Below are 14,513 nucleotides of genomic sequence, written 5' to 3' on the forward strand. Positions count from 1 at the left end.
GCAGCGTATGCGCGGGAGTGATTCCATGAAGAACGAGACCCAAGTGAGCATTCATCCGCTGGCCCGGTTCGCGGCCACGCTGTGCTGGGAGGATGTCCCACTGCAAGTGCAGCGCCGCGCCGAGGATCTGTGGGTGGACTGGTTCGGCTCGGTGATGGCGGGCCAGGGCGCGCGCGCCGTGCAGAGCATCACGTGCTTCGCGCTGTCCCAAGGCCCGGCCGCGGGCCCCTGCGAGATACTGGGCAGTGCCGCAACCAGCTCACCGCTGATGGCGACCCAGGCCAACGCCGCTGCTTCGCATGTGGCCGAGCAGGACGATGTGCACAACGGCTCGGTGTTCCATCCTGCCGCCGTGGTCTTCCCGCCTGCGCTGGCCGTGGCGCAGAGCCTTGGTGCCAGCGGCGTCGAGCTCATGCAGGCTTGTGTGGCCGGCTATGAGGTCGGCATCCGGGTGGGCGAGTTTCTGGGCCGCAGCCACTACCGCATCTTCCACACCACGGCCACGGCCGGCACGCTGGCAGCGGCTGCCGCCGTGGGCCGCCTGCTCAAGCTGACGCCCGAGCAGATGCAGCATGCCTTCGGCTCGGCCGGCACGCAGTCGGCCGGGCTGTGGGAGTTTCTGCGCACAGGCGCCGACAGCAAGCAGCTGCACACTGCCCATGCCGCCGCCGCGGGCCTGATGTCGGCCTATCTGGCGCAGGACGGATTCACGGGCGCGCAGGACATCTTCACGGGGCCGCAGGGACTGGCTGCAGGCATGTCCACGGATGCCGATCCTGCGCGCCTGATCGATGGCCTGGAGAGCGCGATCGTCACGCGCTGGGCCACGGCTGAGACCTCGTTCAAGTGGCATGCCTCATGCCGCCACACCCACCCGGCCGCCGATGCGCTGCTGCAGGTCATGCAGGACCATGACCTGACCCCCGCCGACCTGGCCCAGGTCACCTGTCATGTGCATCAGGGCGCCATCGATGTGCTGGGCCCCGTGGTCAGGCCGAGCACCGTGCACCAGAGCAAGTTCTCCATGGGCACCGTGCTGGCGCTGGCGGCGCGTCATGGCCATGCGGGGCTGACGGAGTTCGACCGCGACTATCTGGCACAGGAAACCGTGGAGCTGCGCGACAAGGTGAGCATGGAGCTTGATGCCGAGGTCGACGCGGCCTATCCCCGGCGCTGGATAGGCAAGGTCAGCGTGCAGACCACGGATGGCCGTTTGCTCAAGGGCCGTGTCGACGAACCCAAGGGTGACCCCGGCAACACGCTGTCGCGCGAGGAAATCACGGCCAAGGCGCTGCGGCTGATCGCCTATGGCGGGGTGCTGCAGGACGCGCCTGCCAAGGCGGCCGTGCAGCGGCTGTGGCAGGTCGCGCAATGGCCGCGCGTGCAGCGCCTGCTGGACTGAGTTTTCCCGCCGGTGCAGGCAATGCCGGCACCCCTCGGGCAAAGGCGCCGTCCCAGAGCGCCTCCCGCTTCCACCAAAGTGCACAGGAGACAAACCATGCAAAGCACAAACCCTTTCCGTCGCCGCCTTGTTCACGCAGCGGCCGCCGCCTGCGCGCTGGTGGCATGCGCCGGCGCCCAAGCCAGTTCCTGGCCGGAGAAGCCGGTTGTCCTTGTCGTTCCCTACAGTGCGGGCGGACCTACCGACGTGGTGGCGCGCCTGCTGGCCATTCCCATGGGGCAGGTTCTGGGCCAGAGCGTGCTGGTGGAAAACACCGTGGGCGCGGGTGGCACCATCGCCCCGGCCCGCGTGGCCAAGGCCAAGGCGGACGGCTACACCATTCTCATCCACCACATGGGCATGGCCACGGCACCCGCGCTGTACAAAAAGCTGCCCTATGACCCGCTCAAGGATTTCGAGTACATCGGCCAGGTGCTGGACGTCCCCATGACCCTGCTGTCGCGCAAGGACTTCCCGGCCAACAACTTTGCCGAGCTGCTGGACTATGTGAAAAAGCAGCAGGACAAGGTGTCGCTGGCCAATGCTGGCGTGGGCGCCGTGTCGCAGCTGTGCGGCATGCTGTTCATGCACCAGGCGGGTGTGAAGCTGACCGTCGTGCCCTACAAGGGGGCCGGTCCCGCCATGAACGATCTGATGGGCGGGCAGGTCGACCTGCTGTGCGACCAGACCACGCAGACCGTGCCCGTGATCCAGGACGGCAAGCGCGCGAAGGTCTTCGGCGTGACCACACCTCAGCGCCTGTCGTCGCTGCCCAATATCCCGACGCTGGACGAGCAGGGCCTCAAAGGCTTTGACGTCAAGGTCTGGCACGGCATGTATGCGCCCAAGGGCACGCCCAAGGAGGTGGTCATGGCCATCAACAAGGCGCTGAACGTGGCCATCAAGGACGAGAACGTCAGAAAGCGCATCGCCGAACTCAGCTCCGACCTTGTAACCCCCGAAAAGGCCACACCAGAAGGACTGCGCAAGCACCTGGAGGCCGAAGTCGCGCGCTGGCGCACCGTCATCAAGGCCGCCGGCGTATCGGCCGAGTGAGACCGTGCACGGCATGAGGCCCGCGCCCCGGCGCGGGCCGCCACCACCCGATTGACATCCTGCATTCTCAAGAGACGCCATGAGCACCTTGCTGCATAACGCCTGCACTTTTCTGTTTGTTCCTGCCAACCGGCCGCAGCGGCTTGCCAAGGCTCTTGCCAGCGGTGCCGATATGGTGATCGCCGACTGCGAGGATGCCGTGGCGCCCGGCGACAAGCCGGCCGCCAGATTGGCCCTGGAGCAGGCCGTGCAGCAGCTTTCCATGTCCGAGCGAGAACGGCTGCTGGTACGTATCAATGCCTGGGGAACGCCATGGTTCGATGAAGATCTGCCGGCGCTGGCGCGGCTGGTGGCCGTCGGCGTGGCCGGAGCCGTGGTGCCCAAGGCGGAAAGCGCGGCGGTGCTGCAGCAGATTGCCGGTGTAGCCGGCCCGCGCTGTGCGTTGCTGCCCCTGGTGGAAAGCGTGGCCGGCCTGGATGCCTGCGATGCGCTTGCCGGCACCGCGCAGGTGGTGCGGCTGGCTTTCGGACATCTGGACTTTCAGGTCGATGCCGGCATGCAGTGCGAGCCGGACGAAGCCGAGCTGCTGCCGGTGCGTCTGGCGCTGATCCTGGCATCGCGCCGGCGGGGCCTGGCCCGTGTCGTGGATGGCGTCACCATCGACACCAAGGATGTGGCACGCCTGGAGAGCGACACCCGGCGCGCGCTGCGCATGGGCTTTGGCGCCAAGCTGTGCATACACCCGGACCAGGTCGGCACGGTCAACCGCGTGTTTGCTCCTTGCGATCCGGCCGTGGTTCAGGCCAGTGCGGTGGTGCAGGCCATGCAGGCCTCTGGCGGCGGCGTCTGCACCGTCAACGGCAAGATGGTGGATGCGCCCGTGCTCCAACTGGCGCAGCAGACACTGGCCCGACATGTCTGGGCACAGCAGCGCATGCAGCGCAACACCTAGTCTTATCGGACGTTGCCGGGTTCCCTCGTCTGGTTCAGATTCATGCTGCTTCAAGACACAAAGGAAAGAGCATGAGCCAGGCTTTGGTATGTGTGGTGACGGGGGCAAGTCGTGGCGTGGGCCGGGGTGTGGCGCTGGCGCTGGGTGCGTCGAGGGCCACCGTCTATGTGACGGGGCGCAGTGTGAAGGAGGGCGACTCGCCCTTGCCCGGCACGGTAGGCAGAACAGCTGCTGATGTGACGGCAGCCGGCGGCCGCGGCATTGCCGTGGCCTGTGACCATGGCGATGATGTCCAGGTAGCGGCGCTGTTCGAGCGCGTGCGCCGCGAGCATGGCCGGCTCGATATTTTGGTCAATTGTGCGATTGCGATTCCCGATCCGCTGACCGTACCCGGCCCCTTCTGGCAGAAGCCGCTGGAGATGACCGGACTGCTCGATGTGGGCCTGCGCTCCACCTACGTGGCCTGCCATTGCGCGGCGGGGCTGCTGATCGCGGCGCGCGGCCTGGTGGTCAATATCTCGTCGGCCGGCAGCCGCTGCTATATGCATGGGCCGGCTTATGGCGCGGGCAAGGCAGGCACGGACAAGATGAGCTTCGACATGGCCCACGATTTCAGGCCTGCCGGCGTGAGCGTGGTTTCGCTCTGGCCCGGACTGGTCAGGACCGAACGTTCCGAACGTGTCTGCGCGGCCGAACCCGACAAATACGGCGACAGCTTCGACAGTGCCGAAACGCCGCAATTCATAGGTCGGGTGGTACTGGCCTTGCATGGCGATGCCGACTGCCTGGAAAAGCGCTCTGGCGGCGTGTTCTATACGGCCGAGCTGGCCAGCGAGTACGGCGTGCAGGATATCGATGGCGCGCAGCCGCCGTCGCCGCGCGCCTACTTCGGCGCGCCACCGGAGTTCAGTCCAGTGGTGGTCGATTAGGTCGGTGCACTGACTGCACGCAAGAGCAGGGCCGTTGTGGCGACTACACTGCGGCCTTCTTTGCTTTTGCTGTACCCGGTCCGTGTCTGCTTCTGTCTCCCTTTCCCGCCGCTGCCGTCTGCTTCTTCCCTTCTCTCTGGCTCTGGGTCTGTCGGCCTGTGCCACGACCACCCCTGAACAAAGTCAGGATGAGCTGGTTCAGCGCTTTTACGCGCTGGTTGCGGCCGGTGATTTCGACGCCTGCATTGCCCTGGTCTCGGCACGCAATATTTCCAGGGAGCAACTGGCGAGTTTTGAGTACAAGCTGCGCCGCATGCTGGCAGGCGCCAAGGGAATGATCGACTCCAAGGGCGGCCTGGCCAAGGTGGAAGTGGTGGAAAGAGCGCACTCCGAAGACCAGCAGGTTGTCAAGCTGCGGGTGCTGGTCAGCTATCGCGATGGCAGCACCCGCCGCGAGCGCATCAATCTGTTTCAGGAACAGGGCGTCTGGAAAGTGCAGCTGTGATTTCTCGGCGGCTGGCAACGGCCGCTGTGATGGCGCTGTCGGCCTGCTGTGCCGGCCTGGCTTTTGCAACGCCGCAACTGCCGCCGCAGGCTGCGCCGGGCGATCTGATCTTTCGCCAAGGTACGGAGAACGTCAGCCAACTGGTGCAGGCCGTGGACGGTGGTGACTTCAGCCATGTGGGCATGCTGGTGGGCCGGCCCGGTCACTGGCAGGTGCTGCATGCCACGCCGTCCGAACGCGAGGGCCAGCCCGATGCCGTGGTGCTGGATTCGCTGGACTTTTTCCTGGGCGTTCAGCGCGCTCAGGCCTTTCGCCTGTATCAGGTCGCGGCAGACCCCGGTGCGCGCGAGCGGGCCGTGACCTGGGCCATGGCGCAGCAGGGTAAGCCGTTTCAGCTGCAGGGTTCGGGTCAGGGCGTCTATTGCACCACGCTGGTCTGGCAGGCTTGGCTGCAAAGCGGCGTGGACCTAGGGGTGGTTTTTACCGAGGTGGAACTGCCGATTTTCGGGGGGAGCTACCTGCTGCCCGGAAAGCTGCTGCGCTCATCCCGTTTGCGCCCGCTGACGCCCTTGCTGTCGTTACGCTAGACCAGGGTTTCAGACGCCCAGATATTGCTGGCGCACTCCCTTGTCGCCTGCCAGTTCGGCCATGCTGGCTGCGTGCACGATCTGGCCCTTTTCCAGTACATAGGCCCGGTCGGCCACGACCTCGGCAAACGGCAGGTTCTGCTCGCTAAGCAAGATTCCTATGCCCTGCGCCTTCAGCTCCAGAATCGTGCGCGCCATCTGCTCGACGATCAGCGGAGCAACCCCCTCGGAGGGCTCGTCCAGCAGCACCAGACAGGGCTGGCCCATCAGCGTGCGGGCCACGCTCAGCATCTGCTGCTCGCCACCGCTCATGCGCCCGCCCAGGCGGTCAGGCATCTCGCCCAGGTTGGGGAAAAGCGCAAACAGTTTTTCGGGCGTCCAGTGCGGAACGGCCTGGCCATCGGGCCAGCGGCGAGGCTTTTGCTTGCCGACCTCGAGGTTTTCCAGCACCGTCAGTTCGGTGAAGATGCGGCGATCCTCGGGCACATAGCCCAGGCCGCGCTGCGCGATCTGGTGCGAGGCCTTTTTTTCCATCGCCTCACCCATGAAGCGGATACTGCCCTCGCGGCGCGGCACCAGCGCAGCAATGCTTTTGAGCGTGGTGGACTTGCCTGCTCCATTGCGTCCCATCAGTGCCACGACCTCGCCGCGCCCCACGTTCAGCGATACCTCATGCAGGATATGGGCCGCGCCATACCAGGCATTGAGGTTCTGGACTTCAAGCAATTTGGAACTCTTGCCCTTATCCATCAAGCGCTGGTTGCTATGCATTTGATTCATTGCTGTTTTTCAAGAACGAGGCCGGTACCGAGGTAGGCCTGCTGCACGCGCGCATCGTCGCGAATGGCTTGCGGCCTACCTTCGGCCAGCAACTGGCCGCGCACCAGCACGGCCACGCGATCGGCCTGACCGAAAACCACGTCCATGCTGTGCTCGGTAAACAGCACGCCCATGCGGCGCTGCTGCGCAATCTGGCGCGTCAGCTGCATCAGCGCGACACGCTCGCCCGGGGCCATGCCAGCCGTGGGTTCGTCCATGAGCAGCAGCAGAGGATCATGGGCCAGCGCCATGGCCAGCTCCACTCGCTTCACATCGCCATAGGCCAGAGCGCTGCAAGGGCGATCGGCCTGAGCCGCCATACCCACCTGCTCCAGCAGGGCCAGTGCGTCGGAACGCCGGTGGCTGGCGGCACGCTGCCACCAGCTGAAGATCCTGCGATCGGCCGACAGCAGAGCCATCTGCACGTTTTCCACCACGCTGAGCGAGGCAAAAGTCTGTGCAATCTGGAAGGTGCGTCCCACGCCCTTGCGCCAGATGGCGCGCGGCGGCAGGCCGGTGATGCTCTGGCCGTTGAGCAGCACCTGGCCGCTGTCGGGCGGCAACTGGCCGCCGACCATATTGAAGGTGGTGCTCTTACCAGCGCCGTTGGGGCCGATCAGTGCCAGCAGCTCGCCCGCCTGCAGGCTGAATGAGACCTGCTGCACGGCCTTCACGCCGCCAAAGGCCTTGCTGACGTTCTGTACCTGCAGCAGCTTCATGTCCTTGCTCCTGCTTTGTCCTTGACGCATACCTTGCCACATGTGCGCGACCACAGCAGCTGCGCATAGCCTGCAATGCCCTGCGGTGCCAGCAGCACCAGAATCAGCATGGTCGCCCCCATCAGCGCGCGCCAGTATTCGGTGTTGCGTGCCACGGTGTCGTGCAGCCAGGTAAAGGCGGCCGCGCCCACCACGGGGCCGGCCAGTGTCTGCACGCCGCCCAGCAGCACCATGACCAGTGCATCCACCGATTTGGTGACCGACATGGCGTCGGGCGCAACGCCGCCCTTGCTGAAGGCAAACAGCGCTCCGGCCAGACCGGCAAACAGCCCGGCGATCACGAATGCCGTCCACTGAATGCGTCGCACGTCGATGCCGATCGCATCGGCCCGCAGCGCCGAGTCGCGCGATGCGCGCAGCGCATAGCCCAGAGGAGAAAACAGCAGGCGACGAAGCAAATAGATGCCAAGCGCGCAGATGCCCAGAGCCAGCCAGTAAAACGCCGGGCCCTGCGATGCCCATTCGGGGGGCCAGACGCCGGTCAGGCCGTTGCTGCCGCCCGTGAAGTCATCCCACTGAAAGACGATGGCCCAGCTGATCTGCGCAAACGCCAGCGTCAGCATGGTCAGATAGACGCCCGACAGCCGCACGCAGAACCAGCCATAGAGCAGGGCGCCCGCAGCGGCGGCCAGGGGGCCGAGCAGCAGCGCCGCTTCCATGGGCAGATCCAGCGTACGCACCAGCAGTGCCGCACCGTAGGCACCCAGGCCAAAGTAGGCCGCGTGACCGAAGGAGTGCAGGCCGCCGGGCCCGAGTATGAAGTGCAGACTGCTCGCGAACAGCGCGGCGACAAAGATGTCGGCCAGCAGCACGGTGGCGTAGCTGCCGCCTTCGGAGCCGCTGGCCATCATGGGCAGCAGCACCAGCAGGGTCAGCAGGCCCAGCCATGCGGCTGCTGCTCCACGGCCAGCAGGATGTAGCGGTTGTTCGGGCTCGCCAGCGCTGCGTGCCAGCGCCTGTGGCTTGCCCAGCAGGCCCCAGGGCCGCCAGATCAGCACCACGGCCATGACCAGGAACTCCACCACCAGCGTGAGCTTGGAGAACGACAGCTCAAGACCCGCGATCTCCTGCACGCCCAGCCAGATGCAGACGGCTTTGAGCTCCGCCACCAGCAACGCGGCAATGAAGGCGCCCGGTATGCTGCCCATGCCGCCGACCACGACCACCACAAACGCCGCGCCTATGGTGAGCATGTCCATTTCCAGACTGGCGGGCTCGCGCGGCAGCTGCAGCGCGCCGCCCAGGCCTGCCAGCAGCGTACCCAGTGCGAAGACGGCGGTGAACAGCCAGGCCTGGTTGACGCCCAGGGCGCCCACCATTTCGCGGTCCTGCGTGGCGGCACGCACCAGGGTGCCAAAGCGGGTCCTGGTCAACAAAAGCGTCAGGCCCAGGAGGACGCAAGGGCCTACAGCTATCAAGAACAGATCGTAGGTGGGGAACTGGCGGCCCAGAATCTCCACCGAGCCTTCAAGCCCTGCGGCACGCGGGCCGAACAGTTCCTCGGGGCCCCACAGCCACAGCGCCGCATCCTTGATGACCAGTACCAGCGCAAACGTGGCCAGCAGCTGAAACAGCTCTGGCGCCTTGTAGATGCGACGCAGAAGCAGTGTCTCGGTCAGCGCCCCCAGTGCGCCACAGGCCAGCGGAGCCAGCAGCAGCGCGGGCCAGAATCCGATATGGGGCGAGAGCAGGTCCACGCTGCTGTAGGCGATGAAGGCGCCCAGCATATAGAACGAGCCATGGGCGAAGTTGATGGTGCGGGTGACACCGAAAATCAGCGACAGCCCGACCGAAACCAGAAACAGCGAAGATGCGCTGGCCAGTCCGTTGAGCAGCTGGGCCAGCAGGCCGGATGCACTCATGCTGCGTAGCTCCTGAAGCTCGACATAGTGTGTTCAGAGATGAAAAAGCCACCTGCTGCAGTGCAGGTGGCCTGGTATTTTCGCCGATGCGAAATCAGTTCGCCGTCGCGGGGCGCAACTTCTTCACTTCCTCGTCCGTGGGCTGGTAGTTCTTGCCGTCGGCATAGTGGTAGTTGACCAGCACGCCGCGCCCCAGCTTCTCGTCATAGGCGGTTTTGCCGATATAGGCGCCCATGGTGGACTGATTGTCCTGTGCCCGGTAGGTGATGGGGCCGAAAGGCGTGGCGACTTCCAGGCCCTTGAAGGCCGCAATCAGTTTCTCGGTGTCGGGGTCGCCCTTGGTCTTGCGCAGGCCCGCAGCAATCGACTGGATGGCGTTGTAGCCCACGATGGTGCCCAGACGCGGGTAGTCCTTGAACCTGGCTTGATAGGCCTTGAGGAAGGCTGCGTGCTCGGGGGTGTTGATGGAATACCAGGGGTAGCCGGTCACGGTCCAGCCGATAGGCGCTTCCTTCTTGAGCGGATCCAGGTATTCGGGTTCTGCCGTCAGCAGGCCCACGACTTCACGACCCTTGAACAGGCCGCGTGTATTGCCTTCGCGCACGAACTTGCCCAGGTCGGTGGCGAACAGCACGTTGAAGATGGCATCGGGCTTGGCGTCAGCAAGCGCCTGCACGACGGAGCCGGCGTCGATCTTGCCCAGCGCAGGTGCCTGCTCGGCCACAAACTCGATATCGGGCTGCTTGGCCTTCATCAGTGTCTTGAAGGTGGCAACAGCGGACTGGCCGTATTCGTAGTTGGGGTAGACGATGGCCCAGCGCTGCTTCTTGAGCTTGAGCGCTTCCTCCACCAGCATGGCGGTCTGCATATAGGTGGAGCCGCGCAGACGGTAGGTGTAGTGATTGCCGTCGGCCCAGACGATCTTGTCGGTCAGCGGCTCGGAGGCGAGGAAGAAGCGCTTTTTCTGCTTGGCGTAATCGGTCAGTGCCAGGCCCACATGCGAGAGAAAACTGCCCGTGAGCACATCGATCTTTTCGCGCGTGTAGAGCTCTTCGGCGGCACGCACGGCATCGCCCGGCGTGGCGTTGTCGTCGCGCACGATGAGCTGCAGCTTCTTGCCGGCAATGCCGCCTGCGGCATTGACCTGCTCCACCGCCAGTTCCATGCCCTTCTTGTAGGGCTCCAGAAACGCGGGTTGAGCCTTGTAGCTGTTGATTTCGCCAATCTTGATCACGCCCTGTGCCCAGGCGGGCAGGGCGGCCAGTGTCAGCAGGGGCAGGGACCAGCGCAGCTGCATTGTCATTCTCCTTGGTGCTAGGTGGGCGACCATGGTCTGAGACACAGGGTCGTTGCCATCATTAATGCTCAATCTGAGCATTTATATAGACAAATAAAGCGCTTGTTCAAAGCGCGTGGGAAATGATCCTAGAGCAGCGTTTTCCCTGAGTCAAGATGGGCGAGGCAGTTTTCCGGCGATCGGGCGGTATCGGAGCGCTTCATTCTGCTTATCACTATTCGATCTCAAGACATTCATGTGTGATTCACCCGTTTCTGTGCAATTGCCGGACAATATAGGTCTTGTCCCGCTTGGCAACCGGCAGCCAACGCGCTAGCAGCCCTGACCTGCAGTGCCCCGCCACCGCCCAGCATTTGCCGCGCAGGTTTTCTGCTTAGAGTTTTTATTTCAGACGAATCATGAGTGCTTTTCTTGAAGAACGCGTGCTGTCCGTCCACCACTGGACCGACCGTCTTTTCTCCTTCACCACCACCCGCGACACATCGCTGCGCTTTTCCAACGGCCACTTCACCATGATCGGCCTGAAGGTGGATGGCAAGAACCTGCTGCGCGCCTACTCCATTGCCAGCCCCAATTACGAAGAGCATCTGGAGTTCCTGTCCATCAAGGTACCCGAAGGCCCTTTGACCTCCAAGCTGCAGAACATCCAGGTGGGTGACACCATCATCGTGGGCAAGAAGCCCACGGGCACGCTGCTGATCGACTATCTGCTGCCCGGCAAGAATCTGTATCTGATCGGCACGGGCACCGGCCTGGCTCCCTGGCTGGCTGTGGCGCGCGACCCCGAGACCTATGAGCGTTTCGACAACGTGGTCGTGGTGCATGGCGTGCGTCAGGTGCAGGAGCTGGCCTATCAGGAGCTGTTCGAGAAGGAATTGCCCGAGCATGAATTCCTCGGCGATATCGTCAAGGGCAAGCTGCACTACTACCCCACGGTGACACGCGAGCCCTTCCGCAACCAAGGGCGTATCTCCGCCCAGATCAACAACGGCACCTTCCCGCAAAACCTGGGTCTGCCCGATCTGAATCCCGAGACCGATCGCGTCATGCTGTGCGGCAGCCCCGCCATGCTGTCCGAACTCAAGGAGCTGCTGGAAAAGCGCGGTTTCAAGGAAGGCAACACCACCACGCCCGGCGACTTTGTCATTGAGCGTGCGTTTGTGGAAAAGTGATTCCACCTCGCCCCTAGCAAAAGGCCTGCATCAGCAGGCCTTTTTACATTGTCGACATGACGCAGATGGTTGCGAGCCCAGGTATGGCAGTCGATCTCGGCGGCTTCATATGTTCTCCCCTGCATTTTCGGGAAGACGCTGCACATCCATGGGGGTGGCGCTGGATGGCTTGCGCGAGACAAACGGGATGCCCAGCTGGACCTTGGATTTGCTGCAGGCCTTGGCCGTGGCGGCCGAGAACAGCAGGATGGCCGAGGTGAAATAAAACCACATCAGCACGACCACCAGCGAGCCGGCTGCGCCATAGGCCGATACCACGGCGGCGGTGGACAGATACCAGGCCAGGGCCTGTTTGCCGATGGTGAACAGGGCCGCTCCCGTCAGCGAGCCCAGCAGCAGGTATCTGGTGACGGGTTTGATGCCGGTACCCATGCGCATCAGGCCCCAGAACAGCAGCACCGCAATGCCGAAGGACAGGCCTTCGTTGATCAGTCCCATCAGCGGGCCCAGCGGCACAAGCTGCAACTCGTCATTGGCCCATTTGGTGATCATCTGGATGGCGGTCGAAAGCACCATGGACACCAGCAGCAAAAAGCCCAGGCCCACGACATAGCTCAATCCCCACAGACGTGAGATGGCCATGCTCCACCAGGGCTTGTTTTCCTGCGGGCGAGACTCTTCGCCCATGGACCAGAGCTTGTCCAGCGAAGCCTGCAGCTCCACAAATACACCGGTGGCGCCCGAGAGCATCATCACCAGACCGAGTACGGACGCTAGCGAGCCCTGATTGGCATTCTGGGCGCTGGCCAGAGCGCTCTTGACGACCTGTGCCGCGCGTTCCCCGACCACGCTCTGTATCTGGCTGATCAAGGTGCTTTCCACATAGCTGCGATCCAGCCACCAGCCGAGCAGCCCCACGACGGCCAGCAACAGCGGCGCCAGGCTCAGCATGCCGTAAAACGACATGGCGGCACTCATGCGCAGACCGTCGGCCTGCAGCCAGAGCTGTACGGAGTCGATCAGCGGTTGCAGGGGTTGGGCGAGGCGTCGCAGCTTGTGCTGCCAGCCGGAGGTATCAAAAGCCATGTGTCGAATTCTGGTTGCTGAACCATGGTGGTTTTGTCAGCCTATGTCTGCTGGCAGTGAGTACAGGCAAATATTTTGTAATTTCCGCCTGCATTCTGGCAACTCTGCCATGGTGGTCGATTTCAGCGGTTTCAAGTTTTCATCCTTTATCCGTTGAGCGATGAATGCTCACTTTTTTGAGTTATGAATTCAATTTCGACGGCTTCTTTCAAGAAAGCACATCGGGGTTTTCTCTAGTCAACTACGCTTGGCGACTCTCTGTGTGTCGTAGTTCAATCCGGGTTTGCACCAGTCAAAGTGCAACTCTTTAAATACAAAAAACCATCCCGCTTCACGAAAGCTGGCGAGACGAGACACATTTCATGAAGACTTCCTTCACCACCGCTTCTCCTGCAGATCGCGTGCTTTGCCCTGTCTTGCGCGAACGCATAATGACGGCGGACCAGGCCGCCGGCCTGATTCAATCCGGCATGACACTGGGCATGAGCGGCTTCACTCCCGCAGGCGCACCCAAGGCCGTGCCTCAGGCATTGGCACGCCGGATCGAAGCGCAGAACGCCAATGGCGGCAACTTTCGCATCAGCCTGTGGACGGGAGCTTCGACCTCGCCCGAACTCGATGGCGCACTGGCCAAGGTGCATGGCATCGAGCGTCGTCTGCCCTATCAGTCGGACCCCACGGTGCGCAAGGAGATCAACGAGGGCCGCATGCAGTATGTGGACATCCACCTCTCGCATGTGGCGCAGCATGTGTGGTTCGGCTTCCTCGGTCATCTTGACGTGGCGGTGATCGAAGTGGCGGGCATCCTGCCCGACGGTCGCCTGATTCCGTCGACCTCGGTGGGCAACAACAAGACCTGGCTGGAGCAGGCCGACAAGATCATTCTCGAAGTCAACAGCGCACAGCCCGCCGAGCTCGAGGGCATGCACGATATCTACTACGGCGCGGCCGTGCCGCCAAAGCGCAAGCCCATACCCATGGAGCATCCGTTCGACCGCATCGGCGAGCCCTATCTGTATTGCGATCCGAGCAAGGTGATTGCCGTGGTGCCCACTGCCCAGCGCGACAGGCTGGCGGCGTTCACGGCACCCGATGAAGGCTCCATGCGCATTGCCGAGAACATCATCGACTTTTTGCAGCACGAGGTGAAGGCGGGTCGCCTGCCGCCCGAGCTGCTGCCGCTGCAGTCGGGCGTTGGCAATATCGCCAACGCGGTGCTGGCGGGGCTGAACAAGGGCCCGTTCGATCACCTGAACGCCTATACCGAGGTTCTGCAGGACGGCATGCTGGACATGCTGGAGTCGGGCAAGCTAGATACCGCATCGACCACCTCGCTGGCGCTGAGCCCGGCGGCCATGGAGCGCTTTCTGGCCAACATCGACTACTACCGCCAGCGCATCATGCTGCGCCCGCAGGAGATCTCGAACCACCCGGAGCTGATCCGTCGCATGGGCCTGATTTCGATGAACGCGCTGATCGAGGCCGATATGTACGGCAACGTCAACAGCACGCATGTCATGGGCTCGTCCATCATGAACGGCATTGGCGGCAGCGGCGACTTTGCACGCAACGCCTATCTGTCCATCTTCATGACGCCATCCACGGCCAAGGACGGCAAGATCAGCTGTATCGTGCCCATGGTCTCCCATGTCGATCACACCGAGCACGACGTGCAGGTCATCGTGACCGAGCAGGGCCTGGCCGATCTGCGCGGCCTGGCTCCGGTGCAGCGCGCGCGTCTGATCATCGAGAAATGCGTGCATCCCGATTACAAGGTGGCGATGAGCGAGTATCTGGAGCGCGCGCTGCGCGACGCACCGGGAAAGCACACGCCGCATTTGCTCGACCAGGCTTATGCCTGGCATCAGCGCTATCTGAAGACGGGCTCCATGCAGGCCTGAGGGCGCATGCGCAAACCAGAAACGCTGCCATGGCAGCGTTTCTGGCGATTCTGTCTGCAGCTCAGGTAGCAGCTTCGCAAAGCGCTCTGGATTTGCAAGCGTTTCAGAGGTGAGGGCGCCGTACGGA

The 14,513-nt window shown here is 63.4% G+C and carries 13 protein-coding genes; 8 read left to right on the forward strand and 5 right to left on the reverse strand.

What is annotated here, in order from left to right; genetic code table 11:
• Positions 1–25 precede the first annotated feature (25 nt).
• The 6 genes from AAIL67_RS07980 (at position 26) to AAIL67_RS08005 (ending at position 5,470) form a co-directional block, all read left to right on the forward strand.
• Entirely contained in the window at positions 26–1,402 is a 1,377-nt protein-coding gene (locus AAIL67_RS07980) for an MmgE/PrpD family protein (protein ID WP_343483725.1), read from the forward strand.
• A gap of 96 nt (positions 1,403–1,498) precedes the next feature.
• Positions 1,499–2,497: a tripartite tricarboxylate transporter substrate binding protein BugD gene (locus tag AAIL67_RS07985; protein ID WP_343483726.1), complete on the forward strand. Its 999-nt coding sequence runs from the start codon at positions 1,499–1,501 to the stop codon at positions 2,495–2,497.
• Positions 2,498–2,576: 79 nt separating this feature from the next.
• Positions 2,577–3,449 carry a CoA ester lyase gene (locus AAIL67_RS07990; RefSeq protein WP_343483727.1) on the forward strand — a complete coding sequence of 291 codons (873 nt, stop codon included), beginning with the start codon at positions 2,577–2,579 and terminating at the stop codon, positions 3,447–3,449.
• Between the two features lie 71 nt (positions 3,450–3,520).
• The gene (locus AAIL67_RS07995; protein WP_063662753.1) at positions 3,521–4,378 is read left to right on the forward strand and encodes an SDR family NAD(P)-dependent oxidoreductase; all 858 of its coding nucleotides are present in this window, start codon (positions 3,521–3,523) and stop codon (positions 4,376–4,378) included.
• Between the two features lie 82 nt (positions 4,379–4,460).
• Positions 4,461–4,883, forward strand: coding sequence for a DUF4878 domain-containing protein (locus tag AAIL67_RS08000; protein ID WP_343483728.1), 423 nt, complete (start codon positions 4,461–4,463; stop codon positions 4,881–4,883).
• On the forward strand, positions 4,880–5,470 hold the full coding sequence (locus AAIL67_RS08005; protein ID WP_034406909.1) for a YiiX/YebB-like N1pC/P60 family cysteine hydrolase: 591 nt from the start codon (positions 4,880–4,882) through the stop codon (positions 5,468–5,470). The genes AAIL67_RS08000 and AAIL67_RS08005 overlap by 4 nt, the downstream gene beginning before the upstream one ends.
• A gap of 9 nt (positions 5,471–5,479) precedes the next feature.
• Here AAIL67_RS08005 and AAIL67_RS08010 read toward each other — a convergent pair whose 3' ends face one another.
• The 4 genes from AAIL67_RS08010 to AAIL67_RS08025 form a co-directional block, all read right to left on the reverse strand.
• Positions 5,480–6,250 (reverse strand): ABC transporter ATP-binding protein, encoded by a 771-nt coding sequence (locus AAIL67_RS08010; RefSeq protein ID WP_343483729.1) that lies wholly within the window; start codon positions 6,248–6,250, stop codon positions 5,480–5,482.
• Positions 6,247–7,008: an ABC transporter ATP-binding protein gene (locus AAIL67_RS08015; RefSeq protein WP_343483730.1), complete on the reverse strand. Its 762-nt coding sequence runs from the start codon at positions 7,006–7,008 to the stop codon at positions 6,247–6,249. The genes AAIL67_RS08010 and AAIL67_RS08015 overlap by 4 nt, the downstream gene beginning before the upstream one ends.
• Entirely contained in the window at positions 7,005–8,930 is a 1,926-nt protein-coding gene (locus tag AAIL67_RS08020) for an ABC transporter permease (RefSeq protein ID WP_343483731.1), read from the reverse strand. Before AAIL67_RS08020 ends, AAIL67_RS08015 begins: the two co-directional genes overlap by 4 nt.
• 94 nt (positions 8,931–9,024) lie before the next feature.
• Positions 9,025–10,227: an ABC transporter substrate-binding protein gene (locus AAIL67_RS08025; RefSeq protein ID WP_343483732.1), complete on the reverse strand. Its 1,203-nt coding sequence runs from the start codon at positions 10,225–10,227 to the stop codon at positions 9,025–9,027.
• A 398-nt stretch (positions 10,228–10,625) separates the two neighbouring features.
• Here AAIL67_RS08025 and AAIL67_RS08030 point away from each other — a divergent pair, with 398 nt between their 5' ends.
• The gene (locus tag AAIL67_RS08030; RefSeq protein ID WP_003059561.1) at positions 10,626–11,399 is read left to right on the forward strand and encodes a ferredoxin--NADP reductase; all 774 of its coding nucleotides are present in this window, start codon (positions 10,626–10,628) and stop codon (positions 11,397–11,399) included.
• Positions 11,400–11,504: 105 nt separating this feature from the next.
• Here AAIL67_RS08030 and AAIL67_RS08035 read toward each other — a convergent pair whose 3' ends face one another.
• Complete coding sequence (locus tag AAIL67_RS08035; protein WP_034406925.1) at positions 11,505–12,485, reverse strand: YihY/virulence factor BrkB family protein; 981 nt, start codon at positions 12,483–12,485, stop codon at positions 11,505–11,507.
• A 362-nt stretch (positions 12,486–12,847) separates the two neighbouring features.
• Here AAIL67_RS08035 and AAIL67_RS08040 point away from each other — a divergent pair, with 362 nt between their 5' ends.
• A complete protein-coding gene (locus AAIL67_RS08040) occupies positions 12,848–14,386 on the forward strand; it encodes an acetyl-CoA hydrolase/transferase family protein (RefSeq protein WP_343483734.1) in 1,539 nt (512 codons plus the stop codon).
• The last annotated feature ends 127 nt before the right edge of the window (positions 14,387–14,513 follow it).

Source organism: Comamonas sp. A7-5 (assembly GCF_039581385.1).
Classification (GTDB): Bacteria; Pseudomonadota; Gammaproteobacteria; order Burkholderiales; family Burkholderiaceae_C; genus Comamonas; species Comamonas thiooxydans.

Excerpts from the sequence above, each read along its gene's own strand:
- AAIL67_RS07980 (WP_343483725.1), top strand. The coding sequence starts at position 26 with ATGAAGAACGAGACCCAAGTGAGCATTCATCCGCTGGCCCGGTTCGCG.
- AAIL67_RS07985 (WP_343483726.1), top strand. The coding sequence starts at position 1,499 with ATGCAAAGCACAAACCCTTTCCGTCGCCGCCTTGTTCACGCAGCGGCC.
- AAIL67_RS07990 (WP_343483727.1), top strand. The coding sequence starts at position 2,577 with ATGAGCACCTTGCTGCATAACGCCTGCACTTTTCTGTTTGTTCCTGCC.
- AAIL67_RS07995 (WP_063662753.1), top strand. The coding sequence starts at position 3,521 with ATGAGCCAGGCTTTGGTATGTGTGGTGACGGGGGCAAGTCGTGGCGTG.
- AAIL67_RS08010 (WP_343483729.1), bottom strand. The coding sequence starts at position 6,250 with ATGAATCAAATGCATAGCAACCAGCGCTTGATGGATAAGGGCAAGAGT.
- AAIL67_RS08015 (WP_343483730.1), bottom strand. The coding sequence starts at position 7,008 with ATGAAGCTGCTGCAGGTACAGAACGTCAGCAAGGCCTTTGGCGGCGTG.
- AAIL67_RS08020 (WP_343483731.1), bottom strand. The coding sequence starts at position 8,930 with ATGAGTGCATCCGGCCTGCTGGCCCAGCTGCTCAACGGACTGGCCAGC.
- AAIL67_RS08025 (WP_343483732.1), bottom strand. The coding sequence starts at position 10,227 with ATGCAGCTGCGCTGGTCCCTGCCCCTGCTGACACTGGCCGCCCTGCCC.
- AAIL67_RS08030 (WP_003059561.1), top strand. The coding sequence starts at position 10,626 with ATGAGTGCTTTTCTTGAAGAACGCGTGCTGTCCGTCCACCACTGGACC.
- AAIL67_RS08035 (WP_034406925.1), bottom strand. The coding sequence starts at position 12,485 with ATGGCTTTTGATACCTCCGGCTGGCAGCACAAGCTGCGACGCCTCGCC.
- AAIL67_RS08040 (WP_343483734.1), top strand. The coding sequence starts at position 12,848 with ATGAAGACTTCCTTCACCACCGCTTCTCCTGCAGATCGCGTGCTTTGC.